This window comes from Flagellimonas sp. 2504JD4-2 (assembly GCF_053642935.1).
Genome location: NZ_JBSIOV010000001.1, coordinates 1,080,263 through 1,097,196 on the forward strand (window position 1 = coordinate 1,080,263; position 16,934 = coordinate 1,097,196).

Genomic DNA, 16,934 nt, shown 5'->3' on the forward strand with positions numbered 1-16,934 from the left:
GTTGGTTTGTTAAGGCCGCCGGAAGTTAGAGAAAAGTTTTGATATGATCAAAGATTAAGACAGTGGCCCCAGTATTTTCATTCACATATGAGGAATTAACATCTCCAGTTGTCCTTCTGAAATCGATATCTGATATGAAGCGATCCATTAGGCTATTAAACTCTGATTGGTTTGTAACTACCTGAATGCCATTTTTGTTCACAAGGTCCGAGGCTTCTTGGAAGCTTTCATATTTTGGTCCGATGATTATAGGAACACCAAAAGTGGCAGGCTCCAGCGTATTATGGAGTCCAGTGGCGAAGGCGCCGCCTACATAGGCAACATCGGCATAGCTGTAAATTTTGGTCAATAAGCCTATAGTGTCCACAATAAGTACTTCGACATCGGCAAGCTCGTTTTCATCCATCTCAGAAAAACAGATGTTTCTTTTCGTGATGCTATTTTTTAGGTCAGCTATATGGGCTGGTTTGATGTTGTGCGGAGCGATTACAAATTTCGCTGGGTTTTCTGTTGAATTTATATAGTCAACCAGTAGTGCTTCACCTTCGGGCCATGTGCTGCCGCCAACAAAACAAAACAGGTTATTCTTGAATTTCTCCATAAACCCAAGCCGATTGTCCTGGGTCATTATTTTAGAGACTCTGTCAAAACGGGTGTCTCCACTAACGCTTACATTGTCGTATCCAATGGACCTTAATAATTCTCTCGAGGTACTATTTTGGACAAAAAAATGTTCAAAAGTGCTTAAACTTTTACGCATAAAACCTCCATGCCACTTAAAGAAAGCCTGTCTTTTTGAAAATATGGCTGAAACCAATAGCGTAGGAATGTTTCTCTGTTTTAATTCATACAAATAGTTTGGCCATATTTCGTATTTGATAAAAATGGCCAACTCTGGATCAAAGGCATCCAAGAATCGTTTTGCGTTGGAAATGGTATCCATGGGCAGATACATGACTAATTCAGCCGGAGTACTGTCTTTTTTGATTTCATATCCCGAAGGAGAAAAAAATGTCAGGATTATTTTGTGTGAAGGATAATCCAATTTGAGTTTTTCTATAATGGGAAGCCCTTGTTCATATTCCCCTAAAGAGGCAACATGCATCCAGATTACTTTTTCGTTCGCCAGGGGATTGGTACCTATAAGGGCTCTTGCGCGCTTTCGACCTTTAACAAATAGATCAATTTTTGTGTTAAAGAGGGCCACTATGTGCAACACCCCCCAGGAAAAGTGCAGTAAAATATTATAAAGTGCGCGCACCGAAATCATTTTCCGCTAAAATACATTCTTTCCACAATAGGCCATGGCAGCTTTATTTCTTAATTTTGTCCACTCATAGATTTTTTCGGATGAAGAAAATACAAATGGTTGACCTTAAGGGTCAATATGAGGGCATTAAAGAACAGGTAAACACCTCTATTACCGAAGTCCTCGATTCCTCTGCTTTTATCAACGGTCCACATGTTCACGCTTTCCAAAAAGAACTTGAGGACTATTTGGATGTGAAACACGTGATTCCATGTGCAAATGGGACTGATGCGCTTCAAATTTGTATGATGGGGCTTGGTCTAAAACCCGGTGACGAAGTAATTACTGCTGACTTCACCTTTGCCGCCACTGTTGAGGTAATTGCCTTGTTGAACCTGATACCTGTATTGGTGGATGTTGAGCCCGATACTTTTAATATTGATCCGAAAGCTATCGAAAAGGCGATTACCCCGAAAACAAAAGCTATAGTTCCGGTTCATTTATTCGGGCAATGCGCCAATATGGACGCCATAATGGAACTGGCCGAAAAACATAACCTCTATGTTATTGAGGACAACGCCCAAGCCATTGGAGCCAGCCATGAATTTGAAAACGGGGATAAGCGCAAAGCGGGGGCAATAGGACATATAGCTTCGACCTCCTTTTTTCCATCCAAAAATTTAGGGTGCTATGGAGATGGAGGAGCAATTTTTACCAACGATGATGATTTGGCACATACCATTCGAGGAATGGTAAACCATGGCATGTACAAGAGATATCATCACGATGTGGTCGGGGTAAACTCCCGATTGGATTCGATTCAGGCTGCTGTTTTGCGAGCCAAACTTCCCAATTTGGATGAGTACAACAAAAAAAGAAGGGAATCCGCGGATAAATATTCCAAAGCTTTTGAAGGGCAGGCCAATATCGTTGTCCCAAAAATTCTTCGAGATGGTCCTGACGGCCATGTATTTCATCAGTACACCCTTCGTATTTTGAACGAAAAAAGAGACAAACTTGCGCAACATTTGAATGATAATGGCGTTCCATGTGGAGTGTATTATCCAATTCCGTTGCACTTGCAAAAGGCGTATGTTGATGAGCGATACGATGAAGCTGATTTCCCGGTGACCAATCAATTGGTGAAAGAGGTGATTTCGCTCCCCATGCATACAGAATTGGATGATGAACAAATAGCATTTATCACCAACCTGGTCATTGACTTTGTAAATAATTAACCATGAAAATACTTGTAACAGGAGGTCTGGGATTTATTGGATCCCATACCGTTGTTGAGCTTCAAAATGAGGGTTTTGAGGTTGTCATTATCGATAACCTTTCCAACTCTTCGGAAAATGTTTTGGATGGAATAGTCTCAATCACAGGGAGGCAGCCCATTTTTGAGAAATTTGATCTTCGGGAGAAATCCAAAGTGCAAGATTTTTTTGCACGACATAGCGATTTGGAGGGCGTAATTCACTTTGCAGCTTCCAAAGCAGTGGGTGAAAGTGTTGCTGAACCATTACTCTATTATGAAAACAACTTGGGCGTATTGGTCTATATGCTTCAAGAACTTACGAAGAAGGATAAGGGTAATTTTATCTTTAGTTCTTCCTGTACGGTGTATGGCCAAGCCGATACATTGCCTATCACTGAAGATGCTCCTGTAAAACCTGCTGAGTCACCATATGGGAATACAAAACAGGTCGGTGAGGAAATCATTAGGGACACCTGTAACGTAAATTCGAATCTTTCAGCAATAGCACTTCGATATTTTAATCCTATAGGCGCCCATCCAACAGTAGAAATTGGGGAATTGCCCATTGGAGTACCTCAAAATTTGGTACCCTTTATAACGCAAACGGGTGTTGGGTTAAGAGAACAACTTTCAGTTTTCGGGGACGATTATCCAACTGAGGATGGTACCTGCATCCGGGATTATATACATGTAGTGGATGTTGCCAAAGCGCACGTGGTGGCACTACAACGTTTACTGAACCAAAAAAATGAATCCAACTACGAAGTTTTCAACCTGGGAACAGGAAAGGGAAGCTCGGTATTGGAAGTAATCCAGAGTTTTGAACGTGTATCTGGAGATAAATTGAACTATAAAGTGGTCGATAGAAGACCTGGTGACGTGATTAAGGCCTATGCCGATACGCAAAAGGCAAATAAGGTCTTGGGTTGGAAGGCACATTCCACTTTAGACGATTCCATGAAATCTGCATGGGATTGGGAACTAAAAATCCGCAATTAAAATAATATCAAGGCCCATGCAAAAAGATGGGCTTTTTTATTGCGCATTGGTTCCGACATTACAGTTTATGGCTATCACAAAATCTATGCTTACATTTAAGACGGTGATTAGCTAACTCGAATAATGTGAATGACTGGATATGATGAAATTCTCAGTTTCTTCATTTTCGGCAAACTGTAAAATTTCAAACCAATGAAAAAATCCCTTTTATTTTCTTTTTTGCTATGCTGTTCCGTGGCATTGGCCCAGGATACTTATTTGCATTGCGGAAACATTGTTGATGTAAATTCTGGAAAGATACTTTCTGAAAAAACCATTGTTGTCTCCGGAAAAACCATTAAGTCAATTCAAAATGGCTATCAGGTCGGGGATGCCGATGATGTAATAGTTGATTTGAAGGACAAAACCGTTCTTCCGGGATTCATTGATATGCATGTTCATATTGAAGGAGAATCAAATCCTACCCGTTACTTGGATCGTTTCACTAAAAATGATGCTGATGTGGCATTTCAGTCCACAGTATACGCAAAACGAACTTTACTGGCTGGTTTTACTACTGTTCGCGACTTGGGTGGCTCTGGGGTAAATATTGCACTGCGCAAAGCTATAGCAAAGGGCTTAGTGGTAGGGCCACGAATTTTCACTGCGGGTAAAGCAATTGGGACTACCGGAGGTCATGCTGACCCAACCAATGGGATGAAAATTTCCTTAATGGGTGACCCCGGTCCAAAAGAAGGTGTGGTTAACTCCGCGGAAGATGCTCGAAAAGCCGTTCGACAACGCTATAAAGATGGAGCCGATGTCATTAAAATAACAGCTACTGGAGGGGTTTTAAGTGTGGCTAAAAGCGGACAGAATCCTCAGTTTACCGTTGAAGAAATCGAAGCCATCGTTGAAACAGCGAAAGATTATGGAATGCTGACCGCTGCTCATGCCCATGGTGATGAAGGAATGCGAAGAGCTATCAAAGCGGGCATAAAAACAATAGAGCACGGTACGTTGATGAAAGAACCCACCATGGATTTGATGGTTAAGCACAACACCTACCTTGTGCCGACTATCTCTGCAGGTAAAACTACTGCGCAAATGGCGGAAATTCCGGGCTTTTTACCTCCAATTGTTGCTAAAAAAGCTAGGGAGATTGGTCCGGTAAGTGAGAAGAATTTCAAAAAAGCCTATGAAAAAGGAGTACCTATTGCTTTTGGTACGGATGCTGGTGTATCACCTCATGGAGACAATGGAAAAGAATTTACGTATATGTATGAAGCGGGCATGCCAGTGATCGATGCGTTGCGTTCCGCTACGATAACCAATGCGGAACTACTGGGGATGAAAAATGAGCTGGGGCAATTAAAAGAAGGTTTTATCGCCGATATTGTTGCTGTTGATGAAAACCCGTTGCAGAATGTAAAGACGCTGGAAAATGTAAATTTTGTGATGAAAGAGGGAAAAATTTACAAATCAGAGTAAGTCCAGTCCAAGAAATTGGACGTAAATACAGCATGAAATCCAATTTCAATACAAGCCTAGAAATATTACAGTCTGCACAAAAGGAGCTTTTGTTCCATACATTGCTACAACAGATCCAAAAGGATTTTGCCTTGGCCAATGTGGATTTAAAACTTTCGGAAGACATGGAACCGCTGCGGTTTAAGGAAGTGCTTCGTGAGAAGATCTACTTTCTTATCCTGGAAAAATTTCAACAATATTTAAATCTTCTATATGTGGTCGACATATCGGAAGGAGAGGTAAGAAAAATGAGCTCTCTCGACGCTGCGGATGCATCTGCGGAGATGTGTTTTTTAATACTCAAAAGAGAGTGGCAGAAGGTTTGGTTCAAACATAAATATAACTCCTAGGTAGATTTTGTCAAATATGGCCAAGTTTGTTGACCTACCTATAGTATTTGTTGTATTTTTGGTTAAATTTTTGGATAGGTTTTAGCTAAAAACTGTCAATGGATAAATATTCATTTTTAAATGCTGCGCATACCTCATTTTTTGCGGAGCTATACGATAAATACCTAACAAGCCCCGATAGCCTTGAGCCCAGTTGGAGGGCTTTTTTTCAAGGATTCGATTTTGGCTTGGAGAGTTCTTTGGATGAACTCGATATTGCCGGAGCAAATGGAACCTTGGCGTTGTCCAATGGTCAACAAGTTGAAATTCCCCAATCACTTCAAAAGGAATTTCAGGTCATAAAGCTTATTGATGGCTATCGGACCCGTGGACACTTGTTTACGCAAACAAACCCTGTTCGTGAAAGAAGAAAATATGATCCAACTTTGGACTTGTCCAATTTTGGGCTTTCCGACGCGGATTTGGATACGGTATTTGATGCTGGTAAAGTCATAGGCAAGGGACCAAGTTCCCTCAAAGAAATCGTTGCTCATTTAGAGCGGATTTATTGCGATGCCATCGGTGTGGAGTACATGTATATTCGCACCCCGGAACGTATCCAATGGATTCAGGATTGGCTGAATGTCAATGACAATCATCCAAATTTTACACCAGAGGAAAAGAAGAGCATTCTTAGAAAGCTTAACGAAGCAGTTTCTTTTGAAGGCTTTTTGCATACCAAGTATGTGGGGCAAAAACGCTTTTCTTTGGAAGGAGGGGAATCTTTGATTCCAGCGCTGGACGTAATTATCGAAAAGGCGGCAGGTGCAGGAGTGAAGCAATTTGTAATGGGGATGGCCCACCGAGGCCGTTTGAATGTGTTGACCAATATTTTTGGAAAATCGCCCAAGGACATTTTCAGTGAATTTGATGGAAAGGATTATGAAGAAACCATTTTCGATGGCGATGTAAAATATCACTTGGGATGGACTTCCAGAAGGGAAACTGATTCGGGGAAAGTGGTCAATATGAACATTGCTCCAAACCCTTCCCATTTGGAAACTGTGAATGGAATTGTTGAAGGTATTGCTAGAGCAAAACAGGATAGACACCACGAAGAAAATGTTTCTGAAGTACTGCCCATCTTGGTGCATGGTGATGCAGCCTTTGCGGGGCAAGGCATAGTTTACGAGGTGATACAAATGGCACGCTTGGATGGATACCATACTGGTGGAACCATTCATATTGTGGTGAACAACCAGATTGGATTTACAACCAATTACCTTGACGCCAGATCGTCTACATATTGTACGGATGTGGGTAAGGTGACACTATCTCCGGTACTTCACGTAAACGCTGATGATGCCGAAGCCGTAGTGCACGCGGCCACTTTCGCACTGGAATATCGTATGCGGTATAAAAGGGATGTCTTTTTGGACTTATTGGGATATAGAAAATACGGCCATAACGAAGGTGATGAACCTAAATTCACCCAACCTTTGCTGTATAAATCCATTTCCAAACATAAGAATCCAAGGGACATTTACGCGGAACGATTGATTGCGGAGGGAATCATAGATAAGGACTTTGTAAAGAATCTGGAAACAGAATACAAGAAAAACCTCGAAGAGGATTTGTTGGACTCACGTAAAGTGGAAAAGACGGTAATTACACCGTTCATGCAAGATGAGTGGGAAGGCTTTGGTCAAGTTGCCGAAGATGCCATGTTGGGAGATATCAAAACGGCATACCCACAGAAAAAATTGGATGCCATTGCTAAGAGCATCACAGCCCTTCCCGAAGGAAAGAAATTCTTGCGCAAATTGGAGCGATTGGTAGGGGCTCGGAACAAAATGTATTTTGAGGATAACCAACTCGACTGGGCCATGGGAGAATTGTTGGCCTATGGTTCTTTGATAGAGGAAGGTTACGATGTTAGAATGACTGGTCAAGACGTGGAACGGGGAACGTTCTCACATCGGCATGCAGTGATTAAAACAGAAATGCACGAGGAAGAAGTTACCTTGCTGAATGAATTGGGTAGCAATCAAAACGGGAAATTCCATATTTACAATTCCTTGTTGTCTGAATATGCTGTTATGGGATTTGATTATGGCTATGCCATGGCAAGTCCGAAAACCCTAACGATTTGGGAAGCGCAATTTGGGGATTTTAGCAACGGAGCTCAAATTGTCATAGACCAATACCTTTCCTCTGCGGAGGACAAATGGAAATTACAAAACGGACTGGTGCTGCTATTGCCACATGGATACGAAGGTCAAGGAGCCGAACACTCCTCTGCCCGTATGGAGCGTTACCTTCAATTGTGCGCAAAGGATAATATGTATGTGGCCGACGTGACCACTCCGGCAAATATGTTCCATTTGTTGCGAAGACAAATGAAAGCTGGATTTAGAAAGCCATTGGTCGTCTTCACTCCAAAAAGTTTGTTGAGGCATCCAAAAGTGCTTTCAACAAAAGAAGAAATGTCCAAAGGAAGTTTCCAAATGATTATTGATGATGTAGATGCTTCAGCTTCCAAAGTGAAAACATTGGTCTTCTGTACCGGTAAGTTTTACTATGATTTATTGGACAAAAAAGAAGCATTAAAGCGGGATGATGTAGCCTTGGTTAGATTGGAACAGTTGTTCCCTTTACCAGCTAAGGAAATGAGAAGCATCCTCAAAAAATATAAAAATGCCGATGATGTAGTATGGGCCCAAGAAGAACCTAGAAACATGGGAGCATGGGGACATTTGTTGATGCATTTTGACGAAGCAAAACAATTTAGGGTAGCTTCTAGAAGATTTTATGGAGCACCGGCCGCGGGTAGTGCGGTTCGCTCACAGAGAAGACATGCCCAAGTTATAGAATATGTCTTTGATAAGTCCAAGGACAACATGGTAAGAAGATAAATTACAAAAGTGTAAAACTAGAATACAATGGTTTTAGAAATGAAAGTTCCCTCACCGGGGGAATCGATAACCGAGGTGGAAATTGCAGAATGGCTGGTTCAAGATGGTGATTATGTTGAGAAGGACCAGGCAATTGCCGAAGTAGATTCAGATAAAGCGACATTGGAACTTCCAGCTGAGGAAAGTGGAATTATAACCCTGAAAGCCGAGGAGGGTGATGCAGTTGCTGTTGGTGAGGTAGTTTGTTTGATTGATACCAGTGCGGCCAAGCCGGAAGGTGATGCTGCGCCAGTAGCTGAAGAAACGGAAGCTAAAGAAGAACCTGCAAAGATCGAGGCTCCCAAACAAGCTGAAGCTAAAAAGGAAACATATGCCTCCGGGACTCCATCCCCAGCGGCCAAAAAGATTTTGGATGAGAAGGGCATCGATGCCGCTTCTGTTACTGGAACAGGAAGGGATGGGCGTATAACCAAGGATGACGCGGTAAAAGCAGTTCCTTCAATGGGAACCCCAACAGGCGGAAATAGAGGAGAATCACGTTCTAAGCTTTCCATGCTTCGAAGAAAAGTGGCCGAACGTTTGGTTGCCGCCAAGAACGAAACTGCAATGTTGACCACCTTCAATGAGGTGGATATGTCCCCAATTTTTGCTTTGCGTAAAGAATATAAAGAAACTTTCAAGGAAAAGCATGGGGTGAGTCTAGGATTCATGTCCTTCTTTACCAAAGCTGTGGTACGTGCTTTGGAAATGTATCCCGCAGTAAACTCAATGATCGATGGTAAAGAAATGCTATCCTATGATTTTTGCGATATCAGTATTGCCGTTTCCGGTCCAAAAGGATTGATGGTTCCAGTTATCCGAAATGCGGAGAATCTGACCTTTAGGGGAGTTGAATCAGAGGTAAAACGATTGGCAATTCGTGCAAGGGAAGGTGAGATTACTGTGGATGAAATGACAGGTGGAACGTTTACAATAACCAACGGTGGTGTCTTTGGTTCTATGCTGTCAACTCCAATTATAAACCCTCCACAAAGTGCGATTTTAGGTATGCACAATATTGTGGAACGTCCTATTGCCAAAGATGGTCAGGTAGTCATAGCACCTATAATGTATGTCGCCCTTTCCTATGACCACAGAATTATTGATGGTAAAGAATCCGTAGGATTTTTAGTGGCTGTTAAAGAAGCTCTCGAAAGTCCAGAAGAATTGTTGATGGATGGCAATGTGAAAAAAGCATTGGAGCTTTAAATCCTGTTTTCCCTTATTAATAGCGAGAAAGGTTTTTGAAATAATATTAATTGGAAGGCAATGAAAACCTTTGTTATTATTCTTTCAGTAGCATTTATGCAAATATGGGATGTGCCCAATTGTAAGTGCGTTTCGACTAATTCTATCGCCGCTGAAATAGAGAGCTCTGATTTGGTTATGGTTGGGGATGTGATAGGGAAGAATGTGATTTCCAAATTTGTTAGGGACAAAGACGGTGCGAAAACTCAGATCAGATTGATAGCATATAAATTAAAGGTTCATGAATCATATAAAGGTATTCAAAGAGACAAGATAATTTATCTATATACAAGTGGGGGTAAAGCTTCTTGTGGAATTAAATTCGAAATGCACAAACGTTACATTGTATTTGGAAAAAAAGGACCCTATCTGCCAAAGAAAATGTTCGATTCCCTTGATAAAAAGGAGCAATTGTCTTTTTGGATCAACCAATGCTCTAAAACCCAACTTTTTGATTTGAGTTTGGAAAAAGAAGTTCAAAGGAAAATGAATAAATAAAAACCAAGTACTCCCCTTCTTAAATTTTGAAAGAGCATCTGTGAAAGTTTATAAGTTAACATATGGGAAGAGTACTTTCCTATAATGGCTTCAAGAATAAAAGTTTTTTGTCATAATCGATAACCGCTTTTCCTTTTTTTAGGACATCGGCCCCGATAATACCATCAACGGGAAGCGAATTATGGGAAGTCAAGGCTTGGTTTACGTGGACCAAATCAAAAAGCACGATTTTTTGTTTTTTCCTTTTCCATTCCCCAATCTGAATTTTGTTTTTTGAGGAGACCAAGGTTTCCATTTCTGTTGCTCCCGCTCCGGCAGCTTTAATCTCTGAAACCTCAGAAACCATTTTAAAAAAATCAATTTTATCCATACCCACACAAGTGTTCGAAGCTCCGGTATCCAAAATAAACCTACCAGAGATTCCATTGATTTTTGCCGATATTTCAAAATGGTTGGTCTCGGTAAGCACCAAGGGGATGCTGACGTAACTTTTGGACCCTAAAAACCTTTTGAGGGATTTCGTATGCTTTCTTTTGTCACCTTTAGATGACTTTAAGGACTTTTTTTTATTCAAATCAAATCGTATAAACATCTAAAGATAAACCTATTTTTGCGGAAGCAATTGATTGGCATGCGCAAGATTTATTTTCTCCTAATACTACCTTTTGTCTTTGGTTCGTGCAAACAAGCGAACAACGAAATTGATAGGCTCGAATGGTCTAAAAATTATATTGGGGCCTTAAATTCATCGAATTACCAGCAAGCGGCTTCTTTTTTCTCGGATAGTGTCCGGCTAAATGAACTCGTTTACAAAAGTGCTTTTTCTAAAAAGGATTACCGCGCATTGTTTCAATGGGACTCTGTTTTTAGCCCGACATACAAGATTTTGGATATGCAATTGAAGGAGGATTTTGTCGAAATGAAAGTTTCCAAAGAATGCAAAAGAATTCTCTTTTTAAACGAGGAGCCTATGATTACTCAAGAACGGATCTATTTCAATGATAAGGGAATTTTTAGTATCGATATCGTAGAATATGTCGCTTTTAATAGCGATTTATGGGATAGAAATAGAACTGAGCTGGTTTCGTGGACCGCTGAGGAGTTTCCCGATTTGGATGGTTTCTTATATGACCAAAGCCTGAAAGGCGGATTGAAGCTTAAAGAAGCCATTGACAGATACCAGAAAGCAAAGGTCATTAAGGATTAATACAGAAAGATTGATGATTATTACCGATACCCATACCCATTTGTATAGCGAGGCTTTCGACGAAGATCGAGATGCAGTGATTCAAAATGCGTTGGATTCGGGAGTACAGCGCTTCTTTATCCCGGCAATTGATTCCACCTATACCGATGCCATGCTTGATTTGGAAAACAAATATCCTGAAAACGTATTCTTGATGATGGGATTACATCCTACACATGTCAAAGAAAACTACAAGGAAGAGCTGGCCCATGTGGAACGGTTGTTTTCAGAACGAAGCTTTTATGCGGTTGGTGAGATTGGAATTGACCTTTATTGGGATAAAACATTTTTAAAGCAACAACAAGAGGCCTTTGTGTATCAGATTCGATTGGCAAAAAAATATCAACTTCCCATTGTGATTCATAGTCGTGAATCCTTCGATGAAATTTTCGAAATCCTGGAACAGGAAAAAGGCGATGACCTTTATGGGATTTTTCATTGTTTTGCAGGTACGTTGGAGCAAGCACATAGGGCCATATCCTTTAATATGAAGTTGGGTATTGGTGGAGTTGCAACTTTTAAGAATGGGAAAATAGACAAGTTTTTGAATGAAATTGATTTGAAACATATCGTTCTTGAAACCGATTCGCCGTATTTGGCCCCGGTTCCCTATCGCGGAAAGCGGAATGAAAGCGCCTATATAATTAAGGTGCTGGAAAAGTTGGCTTTGATCTATGGAATGCCAATGGACGAAATAGCGGCGATAACCACAAAGAACTCCAAACAAGTTTTTGGCATATAGTATGAAGAACAAGACCAACATTCTGCTCATTTACACCGGAGGTACCATCGGTATGGTGAAGGATTACAAAACTGGCGCCCTGAAGGCATTCAATTTTAAGGAACTGATATCCAATATTCCCGAATTAAATCAACTTGATTGTAAGCTAACCGGGATCTCCTTTGACGAACCCATTGATTCTTCCAACATGAATCCAGGGCATTGGGTGACCATAGCCACGATGATTGAGGACAATTACGAAAAATACGATGGGTTCGTGGTGCTTCATGGAAGCGATACTATGAGCTATTCGGCATCTGCGCTTAGTTTTATGCTGGAGAACCTTGGCAAGCCTGTAATCTTTACAGGTTCCCAGTTGCCCATTGGTGACTTGCGCACCGATGCCAAGGAGAATCTTATTACCTCGATTCAAATTGCGGCATTGCAAGAAAAAGGCAAGTCCGTAGTTCAGGAAGTGGGATTGTATTTTGAGTATAAACTGTATCGGGCCAACCGGACAACTAAAATAAACGCGGAACATTTTGAGGCATTTGCCTCACTGAACCACCCACCTCTAGTGGAATCGGGCGTACATTTAAATGTGCACTATACAAACCTCTTCAAAAGGCCCGACCGAAACAAACCATTGCAGGTCCATAAAATTATGGATGATAATATTACCGTATTAAAGTTGTTTCCAGGACTTAATGAATCGGTTTTGAAATCGATTTTGGGAATTCCCGGATTAAAAGCGTTGATACTTGAAACCTATGGAGCAGGCAATGCTCCGATGGATCCTTGGTTTCTGAACGAGTTGAAAAAAGCCACTTCGGCAGGGTTACATATTATTAATGTAACCCAATGTTCCGGTGGGGGTGTTGCCATGGGTCATTATGAAACGAGTGAAAAGCTAAAGGAGATGCAATTGATTAATGGAAAGGACATTACGACCGAGGCAGCAATAACCAAAGCAATGTATCTGTTGGGCAGTAAAATTTCCAATGAACTCTTCAAGACAATTTTTGAGACATCCTTACGTGGTGAAATGCACTAAAATTAACTGCTTAAATTTTATTAACTAATTATTTTTTTGTTTATTGGTCGGCCTAACTATAACAATAGAGAGGTGGCCGAGTGGTCGAAGGCGCACGCCTGGAAAGTGTGTATACACCAAAAGTGTATCGAGGGTTCGAATCCCTTCCTCTCTGCTAGGTATTTTAAATTTTTCAATTATAAAATTTTTATATCTTTAACATTATTAACTAACTAAATTTAAGTTTGAAAGAAATGAAAAAAATATCCTTTACTCTGGCTGCTGCCGGAATGTTTGTTTTGGGAACTACAAATGCATCAGCAGCTATCTTGCAAGACGAAGCTGCGGCCGAAGCCAGCAAAGGTTTCACTCAAGTATTAAAAGAACAGTTTATCCAAGGGGGACCAGCCTTTATGGGAATTGTACTATTGTGTTTAATCTTGGGATTGGCGGTTGCAATTGAAAGAATTATTTATTTGAATCTGGCTAGCACAAATTCAGCTAAGCTTAAACAACAAGTAGAAGATGCATTGGCATCTGGCGGTGTTGAAGCAGCCAAGGAAGTGTGCAGAAACACAAAAGGGCCTGTTGCGTCTATTTTCTACCAAGGATTGGATAGAGCAGGTGAAGGATTGGAATCTGCTGAGAAAGCTGTTGTTGCCTATGGAGGTGTTCAAATGGGACAATTGGAAAAGAACGTTTCATGGTTATCCCTATTTATCGCCATTGCTCCCATGCTTGGGTTCATGGGTACGGTAATCGGTATGATTGCGGCCTTCCAGAAAATTGCTGCTGTAGGTAACTTAAGTGCATCTTTGATTGCTGGAGATATTCAGGTGGCATTATTGACAACCGTATTTGGTTTGATCACTGCAATTATCCTTCAGATTTTCTACAACTACATCATTGCAAAAATCGATAGTATCGTAAATGACATGGAAGACTCCTCTATATCTTTAATAGATATGTTGGCGGCGCACAAGAAATAATTACGAAATTAAAACTATCGAGAATCATGAATAAAATAATTAAAATAGTACTGATTGTCATCGGACTGGTAGCCACTGCCCTGTGGTTTGGTATGCCATCAAGTGATGATCCAGATGCGATAAACAGTGGTTCTATGAACTTTATGTTCATAATCATGTATCTGCTGTTGGCTATTGCCGTTGTCGCAACAGTATTTTTTGGACTTAAAAAATTGCTTTCCACTCCAGGTAGCCTTAAAAAAGCATTGTATGCCATTGGAGGTTTAGCAATTGTTGTTGCTATTTCTTACGGACTTTCTTCTGGAGATGAAGCAAAAGCAGTAGCCGATGCAATGGCTGATAAAGGAGCGACCGAAAGTACAGTTAAGAATATAGGAATGGGATTAAATGTTTTCTTTATCCTTACGGCTGTAGCAGTTGCACTTATGGTATTGCCAGGGTTGAAGAAAATGTTTGTTAAGTAAAAACCTAAAGTTATGCCTAGAAGAAAAGGAGCGCCAGAAGTAAATGCTGGTTCCATGGCAGACATAGCTTTCCTGTTGCTTATCTTTTTCTTGGTTACCACAACCATTGAAACTGATGCAGGATTAGACCGTATGTTGCCTCCTATGGAGCCGCCAGAAGAAGATGTGGTAATTAAACAAAAGAACATTTTTACGGTAAACATCAATAAAAATGGTCAATTGTTGGTAGAGGATGAGTTGATGCAGCTTAAGGATTTAAGGAGTGCAGCAGTTGCGTTTCTTGAGAACGGGGCAGATGGTTCCTGTAACTACTGTAAAGGTAGAAAGGACCCTGCTTCTTCAGATAATCCGTCCAAGGCTATTATCTCCTTAAAGAATGATCGTGAGACCAAGTACAGCACCTATATTACCGTGCAAAATGAATTGGTTGGAGCTTACAACGATTTAAGAGATCGGGAAGCCCAAAAAGTCTTTGGTCGTGACTTTACTGAAATGGAGCAGGAGTATTTGAATCCGGAAACTCCATCCAGTGTAAGAGATGACCTAAAAGATAAAGTAAAGCGAATTCAGGATATGTTTCCACAGAAATTGTCGGAGGCAGAAACAACAAGTAACTAAAGTAAATAACGTATGGCAAAGTTTGCAAAAAAGAAAGATGGCGATTTGCCTGCGGTTTCCACCGCGTCGTTGCCAGATATCGTGTTCATGTTACTGTTCTTTTTTATGACGGTAACTACGATGAAAGATAGTTCTTTGTTGGTAGAGAATACGCTTCCAAACGCAACTGAAATCAAAAAGTTGGAGAAGAAAGACCGTGTAATCTATATTTATGTAGGTAAACCCACGCAAGAATATCAAAAGGTTTTTGGTACTGAGCCAAAAATCCAATTGAATGATAAGTTTGCAAATGTAGATGAGGTTGGTTCTTATATTTTGGCAGAGCGTGCCAAAAAACCACAAGAATTACAGAATGTTTTGACTACTGCGTTGAAAGTTGATAAAGATGCCAATATGGGTCTTATCGCTGATATTAAACAACAACTTAGAGAGGTGAACGCCCTTAAGGTCAACTATACGACCTACGAAGGAGATGCATTCAATAACCTACAGTAGACAATTACTTAGATTTAGTGAAGAACGCTCCAAGTGAAATACTTGGAGCGTTTTTTTGTGCCTAATGGTATCATGTTCTTTGGAATAATTGTTGTGATACATAATTATCCCTTTGGGATAAAATCGAATCATTAATCCAACAAAACATTTTATTATGGCTAGAAACAATGAGATTCCAGAAGTGAATGCGGGATCAATGGCTGACATTGCCTTTTTGTTATTGATCTTCTTTCTGGTTACCACGACCATTCAGACTGATGTCGGTATCGACCGAAAGTTGCCACCTGAAGAAACTACTCCTCCGCCAAAAATCCCTGAAAGAAACATTTTTCGGGTAACGCTCAACAAAAACGATAAACTTATGGTTGAAAGTGAACTAATGGAGATTAAGGACCTAAAGTCCGCCGCTATTGCTTTTTTGGACAACGGAGGCGAAGCAATGGGCAATGATGGGTATTGCAACTACTGCAAGGGTGATAGAAGCCCTGATGCTTCTGATAATCCAACAAAGGCGATTATTGCATTCAATAGCGACCGCGAAGCGAGTTATGGCATGTATGTAAAGGTGCAGAACGAGCTTACAGCGGCCTATACCGAACTCCGTAATAGGGAGGCACAAAGATTGTTCAATAGGAACTTTATGGATATGGAGGAAATGTATTCCGATCCCGAAACATCCACCAAAACCAAGCAGAAGCTTAAGGAGGAAATACTGGAGGTCCGGGATATGTACCCGATGAAGCTATCAGAAGCCGAAACCAAGTTTAATCTTTAATGAGAGTCAATTATGAAATTTTCAAAGAAAACTACAGGTCGACTCCCAGCGGTTTCGACCGCATCGTTACCGGATATTGTATTTATGCTGCTGTTCTTTTTTATGACGGTTACGACCATAAAGGATAATACGTTGCTTGTGGATAATAACCTTCCACATGCAAATCAAGTAAAGGAGTTGACAAAAAAGGACAGGATAATAGAAGTTTTTGTAGGGAAACCGTCGCCAGAGTTAGCGGGTGTTCTTGGTACAGAACCAAAAATTCAACTTGGTAACAGATTGGCAAATGTCAATGAAGTGGGACCCTATGTACTTGAGGAATTGGCCAAAAAGCCGGATGCTATTCGAAACTTGGTCACAGTTTCCTTAAAGGTTGATGAAAATGTAAACGTAGGTATTGTTTCAGATATCAAGCAAGAACTCCGAAAGGTGAACTTGCTCAAGGTGAATTATACCACATACGAGGGCAATCCCGAAAGAATACTACAATAAGCCTTAAAGGTTAGGTGTAAAAACAATCCAAATGTGTAATTTGGATTGTTTTTAGTA

At 40.7% G+C, this 16,934-nt stretch carries 18 protein-coding genes and 1 tRNA gene; 17 read left to right on the forward strand and 2 right to left on the reverse strand.

Translation table 11 applies throughout. The features are described 5' to 3' along the window. Nucleotides 1-25: 25 nt before the first annotated feature. Nucleotides 26-1,270, reverse strand: coding sequence for a 3-deoxy-D-manno-octulosonic acid transferase (locus tag ACULLH_RS04895; protein WP_454087605.1), 1,245 nt, complete (start codon nt 1,268-1,270; stop codon nt 26-28). Between the two features lie 80 nt (nt 1,271-1,350). Between ACULLH_RS04895 and ACULLH_RS04900 the strand changes: the two genes are divergently transcribed. From ACULLH_RS04900 to ACULLH_RS04930, 7 genes are all read left to right on the forward strand, one after another. Then, nucleotides 1,351-2,487: a DegT/DnrJ/EryC1/StrS family aminotransferase gene (locus ACULLH_RS04900; RefSeq protein ID WP_454087606.1), complete on the forward strand. Its 1,137-nt coding sequence runs from the start codon at nt 1,351-1,353 to the stop codon at nt 2,485-2,487. Nucleotides 2,488-2,489: 2 nt separating this feature from the next. Next, the gene (galE, locus tag ACULLH_RS04905; RefSeq protein WP_454087607.1) at nt 2,490-3,506 is read left to right on the forward strand and encodes a UDP-glucose 4-epimerase GalE; all 1,017 of its coding nucleotides are present in this window, start codon (nt 2,490-2,492) and stop codon (nt 3,504-3,506) included. 192 nt (nt 3,507-3,698) lie between these two features. Beyond that, entirely contained in the window at nt 3,699-4,976 is a 1,278-nt protein-coding gene (locus ACULLH_RS04910) for an amidohydrolase family protein (protein ID WP_454087608.1), read from the forward strand. Nucleotides 4,977-5,008: 32 nt separating this feature from the next. Continuing rightward, nucleotides 5,009-5,365: a hypothetical protein gene (locus ACULLH_RS04915; RefSeq protein WP_454087609.1), complete on the forward strand. Its 357-nt coding sequence runs from the start codon at nt 5,009-5,011 to the stop codon at nt 5,363-5,365. A 98-nt stretch (nt 5,366-5,463) separates the two neighbouring features. After that, nucleotides 5,464-8,259: a 2-oxoglutarate dehydrogenase E1 component gene (locus ACULLH_RS04920; RefSeq protein WP_454087610.1), complete on the forward strand. Its 2,796-nt coding sequence runs from the start codon at nt 5,464-5,466 to the stop codon at nt 8,257-8,259. Between the two features lie 27 nt (nt 8,260-8,286). After that, nucleotides 8,287-9,507, forward strand: coding sequence for a 2-oxoglutarate dehydrogenase complex dihydrolipoyllysine-residue succinyltransferase (gene odhB, locus ACULLH_RS04925; RefSeq protein WP_454087611.1), 1,221 nt, complete (start codon nt 8,287-8,289; stop codon nt 9,505-9,507). A 60-nt stretch (nt 9,508-9,567) separates the two neighbouring features. Next, nucleotides 9,568-10,044, forward strand: a complete 477-nt coding sequence (locus tag ACULLH_RS04930; protein WP_454087612.1) for a hypothetical protein — start codon at nt 9,568-9,570, stop codon at nt 10,042-10,044. Nucleotides 10,045-10,123: 79 nt separating this feature from the next. Here ACULLH_RS04930 and ACULLH_RS04935 read toward each other — a convergent pair whose 3' ends face one another. Beyond that, nucleotides 10,124-10,636, reverse strand: a complete 513-nt coding sequence (locus ACULLH_RS04935) for a retropepsin-like aspartic protease (RefSeq protein ID WP_454087613.1) — start codon at nt 10,634-10,636, stop codon at nt 10,124-10,126. Nucleotides 10,637-10,675: 39 nt separating this feature from the next. Between ACULLH_RS04935 and ACULLH_RS04940 the strand changes: the two genes are divergently transcribed. From ACULLH_RS04940 to ACULLH_RS04985, 10 genes are all read left to right on the forward strand, one after another. Beyond that, nucleotides 10,676-11,251: a hypothetical protein gene (locus ACULLH_RS04940; protein ID WP_454087614.1), complete on the forward strand. Its 576-nt coding sequence runs from the start codon at nt 10,676-10,678 to the stop codon at nt 11,249-11,251. A gap of 13 nt (nt 11,252-11,264) precedes the next feature. Further along, a complete protein-coding gene (locus ACULLH_RS04945; RefSeq protein WP_454087615.1) occupies nt 11,265-12,032 on the forward strand; it encodes a TatD family hydrolase in 768 nt (255 codons plus the stop codon). Between the two features lies 1 nt (nt 12,033). Next, nucleotides 12,034-13,065 (forward strand): asparaginase, encoded by a 1,032-nt coding sequence (locus ACULLH_RS04950; protein WP_454087956.1) that lies wholly within the window; start codon nt 12,034-12,036, stop codon nt 13,063-13,065. A 66-nt stretch (nt 13,066-13,131) separates the two neighbouring features. Next, nucleotides 13,132-13,219, forward strand: a tRNA-Ser gene (locus ACULLH_RS04955). Between the two features lie 79 nt (nt 13,220-13,298). Further along, nucleotides 13,299-14,033, forward strand: a complete 735-nt coding sequence (locus tag ACULLH_RS04960) for a MotA/TolQ/ExbB proton channel family protein (protein WP_190811073.1) — start codon at nt 13,299-13,301, stop codon at nt 14,031-14,033. Nucleotides 14,034-14,059: 26 nt separating this feature from the next. Next, nucleotides 14,060-14,497, forward strand: coding sequence for a hypothetical protein (locus tag ACULLH_RS04965; RefSeq protein ID WP_454087616.1), 438 nt, complete (start codon nt 14,060-14,062; stop codon nt 14,495-14,497). 12 nt (nt 14,498-14,509) lie between these two features. Further along, a complete protein-coding gene (locus ACULLH_RS04970; RefSeq protein WP_454087617.1) occupies nt 14,510-15,115 on the forward strand; it encodes an ExbD/TolR family protein in 606 nt (201 codons plus the stop codon). A 12-nt stretch (nt 15,116-15,127) separates the two neighbouring features. After that, nucleotides 15,128-15,610 carry an ExbD/TolR family protein gene (locus ACULLH_RS04975; protein WP_454087618.1) on the forward strand — a complete coding sequence of 161 codons (483 nt, stop codon included), beginning with the start codon at nt 15,128-15,130 and terminating at the stop codon, nt 15,608-15,610. A gap of 154 nt (nt 15,611-15,764) precedes the next feature. Beyond that, the gene (locus ACULLH_RS04980) at nt 15,765-16,385 is read left to right on the forward strand and encodes an ExbD/TolR family protein (RefSeq protein ID WP_454087619.1); all 621 of its coding nucleotides are present in this window, start codon (nt 15,765-15,767) and stop codon (nt 16,383-16,385) included. A gap of 9 nt (nt 16,386-16,394) precedes the next feature. After that, the gene (locus tag ACULLH_RS04985; protein ID WP_454087957.1) at nt 16,395-16,877 is read left to right on the forward strand and encodes an ExbD/TolR family protein; all 483 of its coding nucleotides are present in this window, start codon (nt 16,395-16,397) and stop codon (nt 16,875-16,877) included. Nucleotides 16,878-16,934: the final 57 nt, after the last annotated feature.

Bases quoted from the DNA above. Each gene is read 5' to 3' on its own strand.
- ACULLH_RS04935 (WP_454087613.1), bottom strand. From the start codon at position 10,636: ATGTTTATACGATTTGATTTGAATAAAAAAAAGTCCTTAAAGTCATCT.
- ACULLH_RS04930 (WP_454087612.1), top strand. From the start codon at position 9,568: ATGAAAACCTTTGTTATTATTCTTTCAGTAGCATTTATGCAAATATGG.
- galE (WP_454087607.1), top strand. From the start codon at position 2,490: ATGAAAATACTTGTAACAGGAGGTCTGGGATTTATTGGATCCCATACC.
- ACULLH_RS04940 (WP_454087614.1), top strand. From the start codon at position 10,676: ATGCGCAAGATTTATTTTCTCCTAATACTACCTTTTGTCTTTGGTTCG.
- ACULLH_RS04970 (WP_454087617.1), top strand. From the start codon at position 14,510: ATGCCTAGAAGAAAAGGAGCGCCAGAAGTAAATGCTGGTTCCATGGCA.
- ACULLH_RS04895 (WP_454087605.1), bottom strand. From the start codon at position 1,270: ATGATTTCGGTGCGCGCACTTTATAATATTTTACTGCACTTTTCCTGG.
- ACULLH_RS04920 (WP_454087610.1), top strand. From the start codon at position 5,464: ATGGATAAATATTCATTTTTAAATGCTGCGCATACCTCATTTTTTGCG.
- odhB (WP_454087611.1), top strand. From the start codon at position 8,287: ATGGTTTTAGAAATGAAAGTTCCCTCACCGGGGGAATCGATAACCGAG.
- ACULLH_RS04915 (WP_454087609.1), top strand. From the start codon at position 5,009: ATGAAATCCAATTTCAATACAAGCCTAGAAATATTACAGTCTGCACAA.
- ACULLH_RS04980 (WP_454087619.1), top strand. From the start codon at position 15,765: ATGGCTAGAAACAATGAGATTCCAGAAGTGAATGCGGGATCAATGGCT.
- ACULLH_RS04975 (WP_454087618.1), top strand. From the start codon at position 15,128: ATGGCAAAGTTTGCAAAAAAGAAAGATGGCGATTTGCCTGCGGTTTCC.
- ACULLH_RS04965 (WP_454087616.1), top strand. From the start codon at position 14,060: ATGAATAAAATAATTAAAATAGTACTGATTGTCATCGGACTGGTAGCC.
- ACULLH_RS04900 (WP_454087606.1), top strand. From the start codon at position 1,351: ATGAAGAAAATACAAATGGTTGACCTTAAGGGTCAATATGAGGGCATT.
- ACULLH_RS04910 (WP_454087608.1), top strand. From the start codon at position 3,699: ATGAAAAAATCCCTTTTATTTTCTTTTTTGCTATGCTGTTCCGTGGCA.
- ACULLH_RS04960 (WP_190811073.1), top strand. From the start codon at position 13,299: ATGAAAAAAATATCCTTTACTCTGGCTGCTGCCGGAATGTTTGTTTTG.
- ACULLH_RS04950 (WP_454087956.1), top strand. From the start codon at position 12,034: ATGAAGAACAAGACCAACATTCTGCTCATTTACACCGGAGGTACCATC.
- ACULLH_RS04945 (WP_454087615.1), top strand. From the start codon at position 11,265: ATGATTATTACCGATACCCATACCCATTTGTATAGCGAGGCTTTCGAC.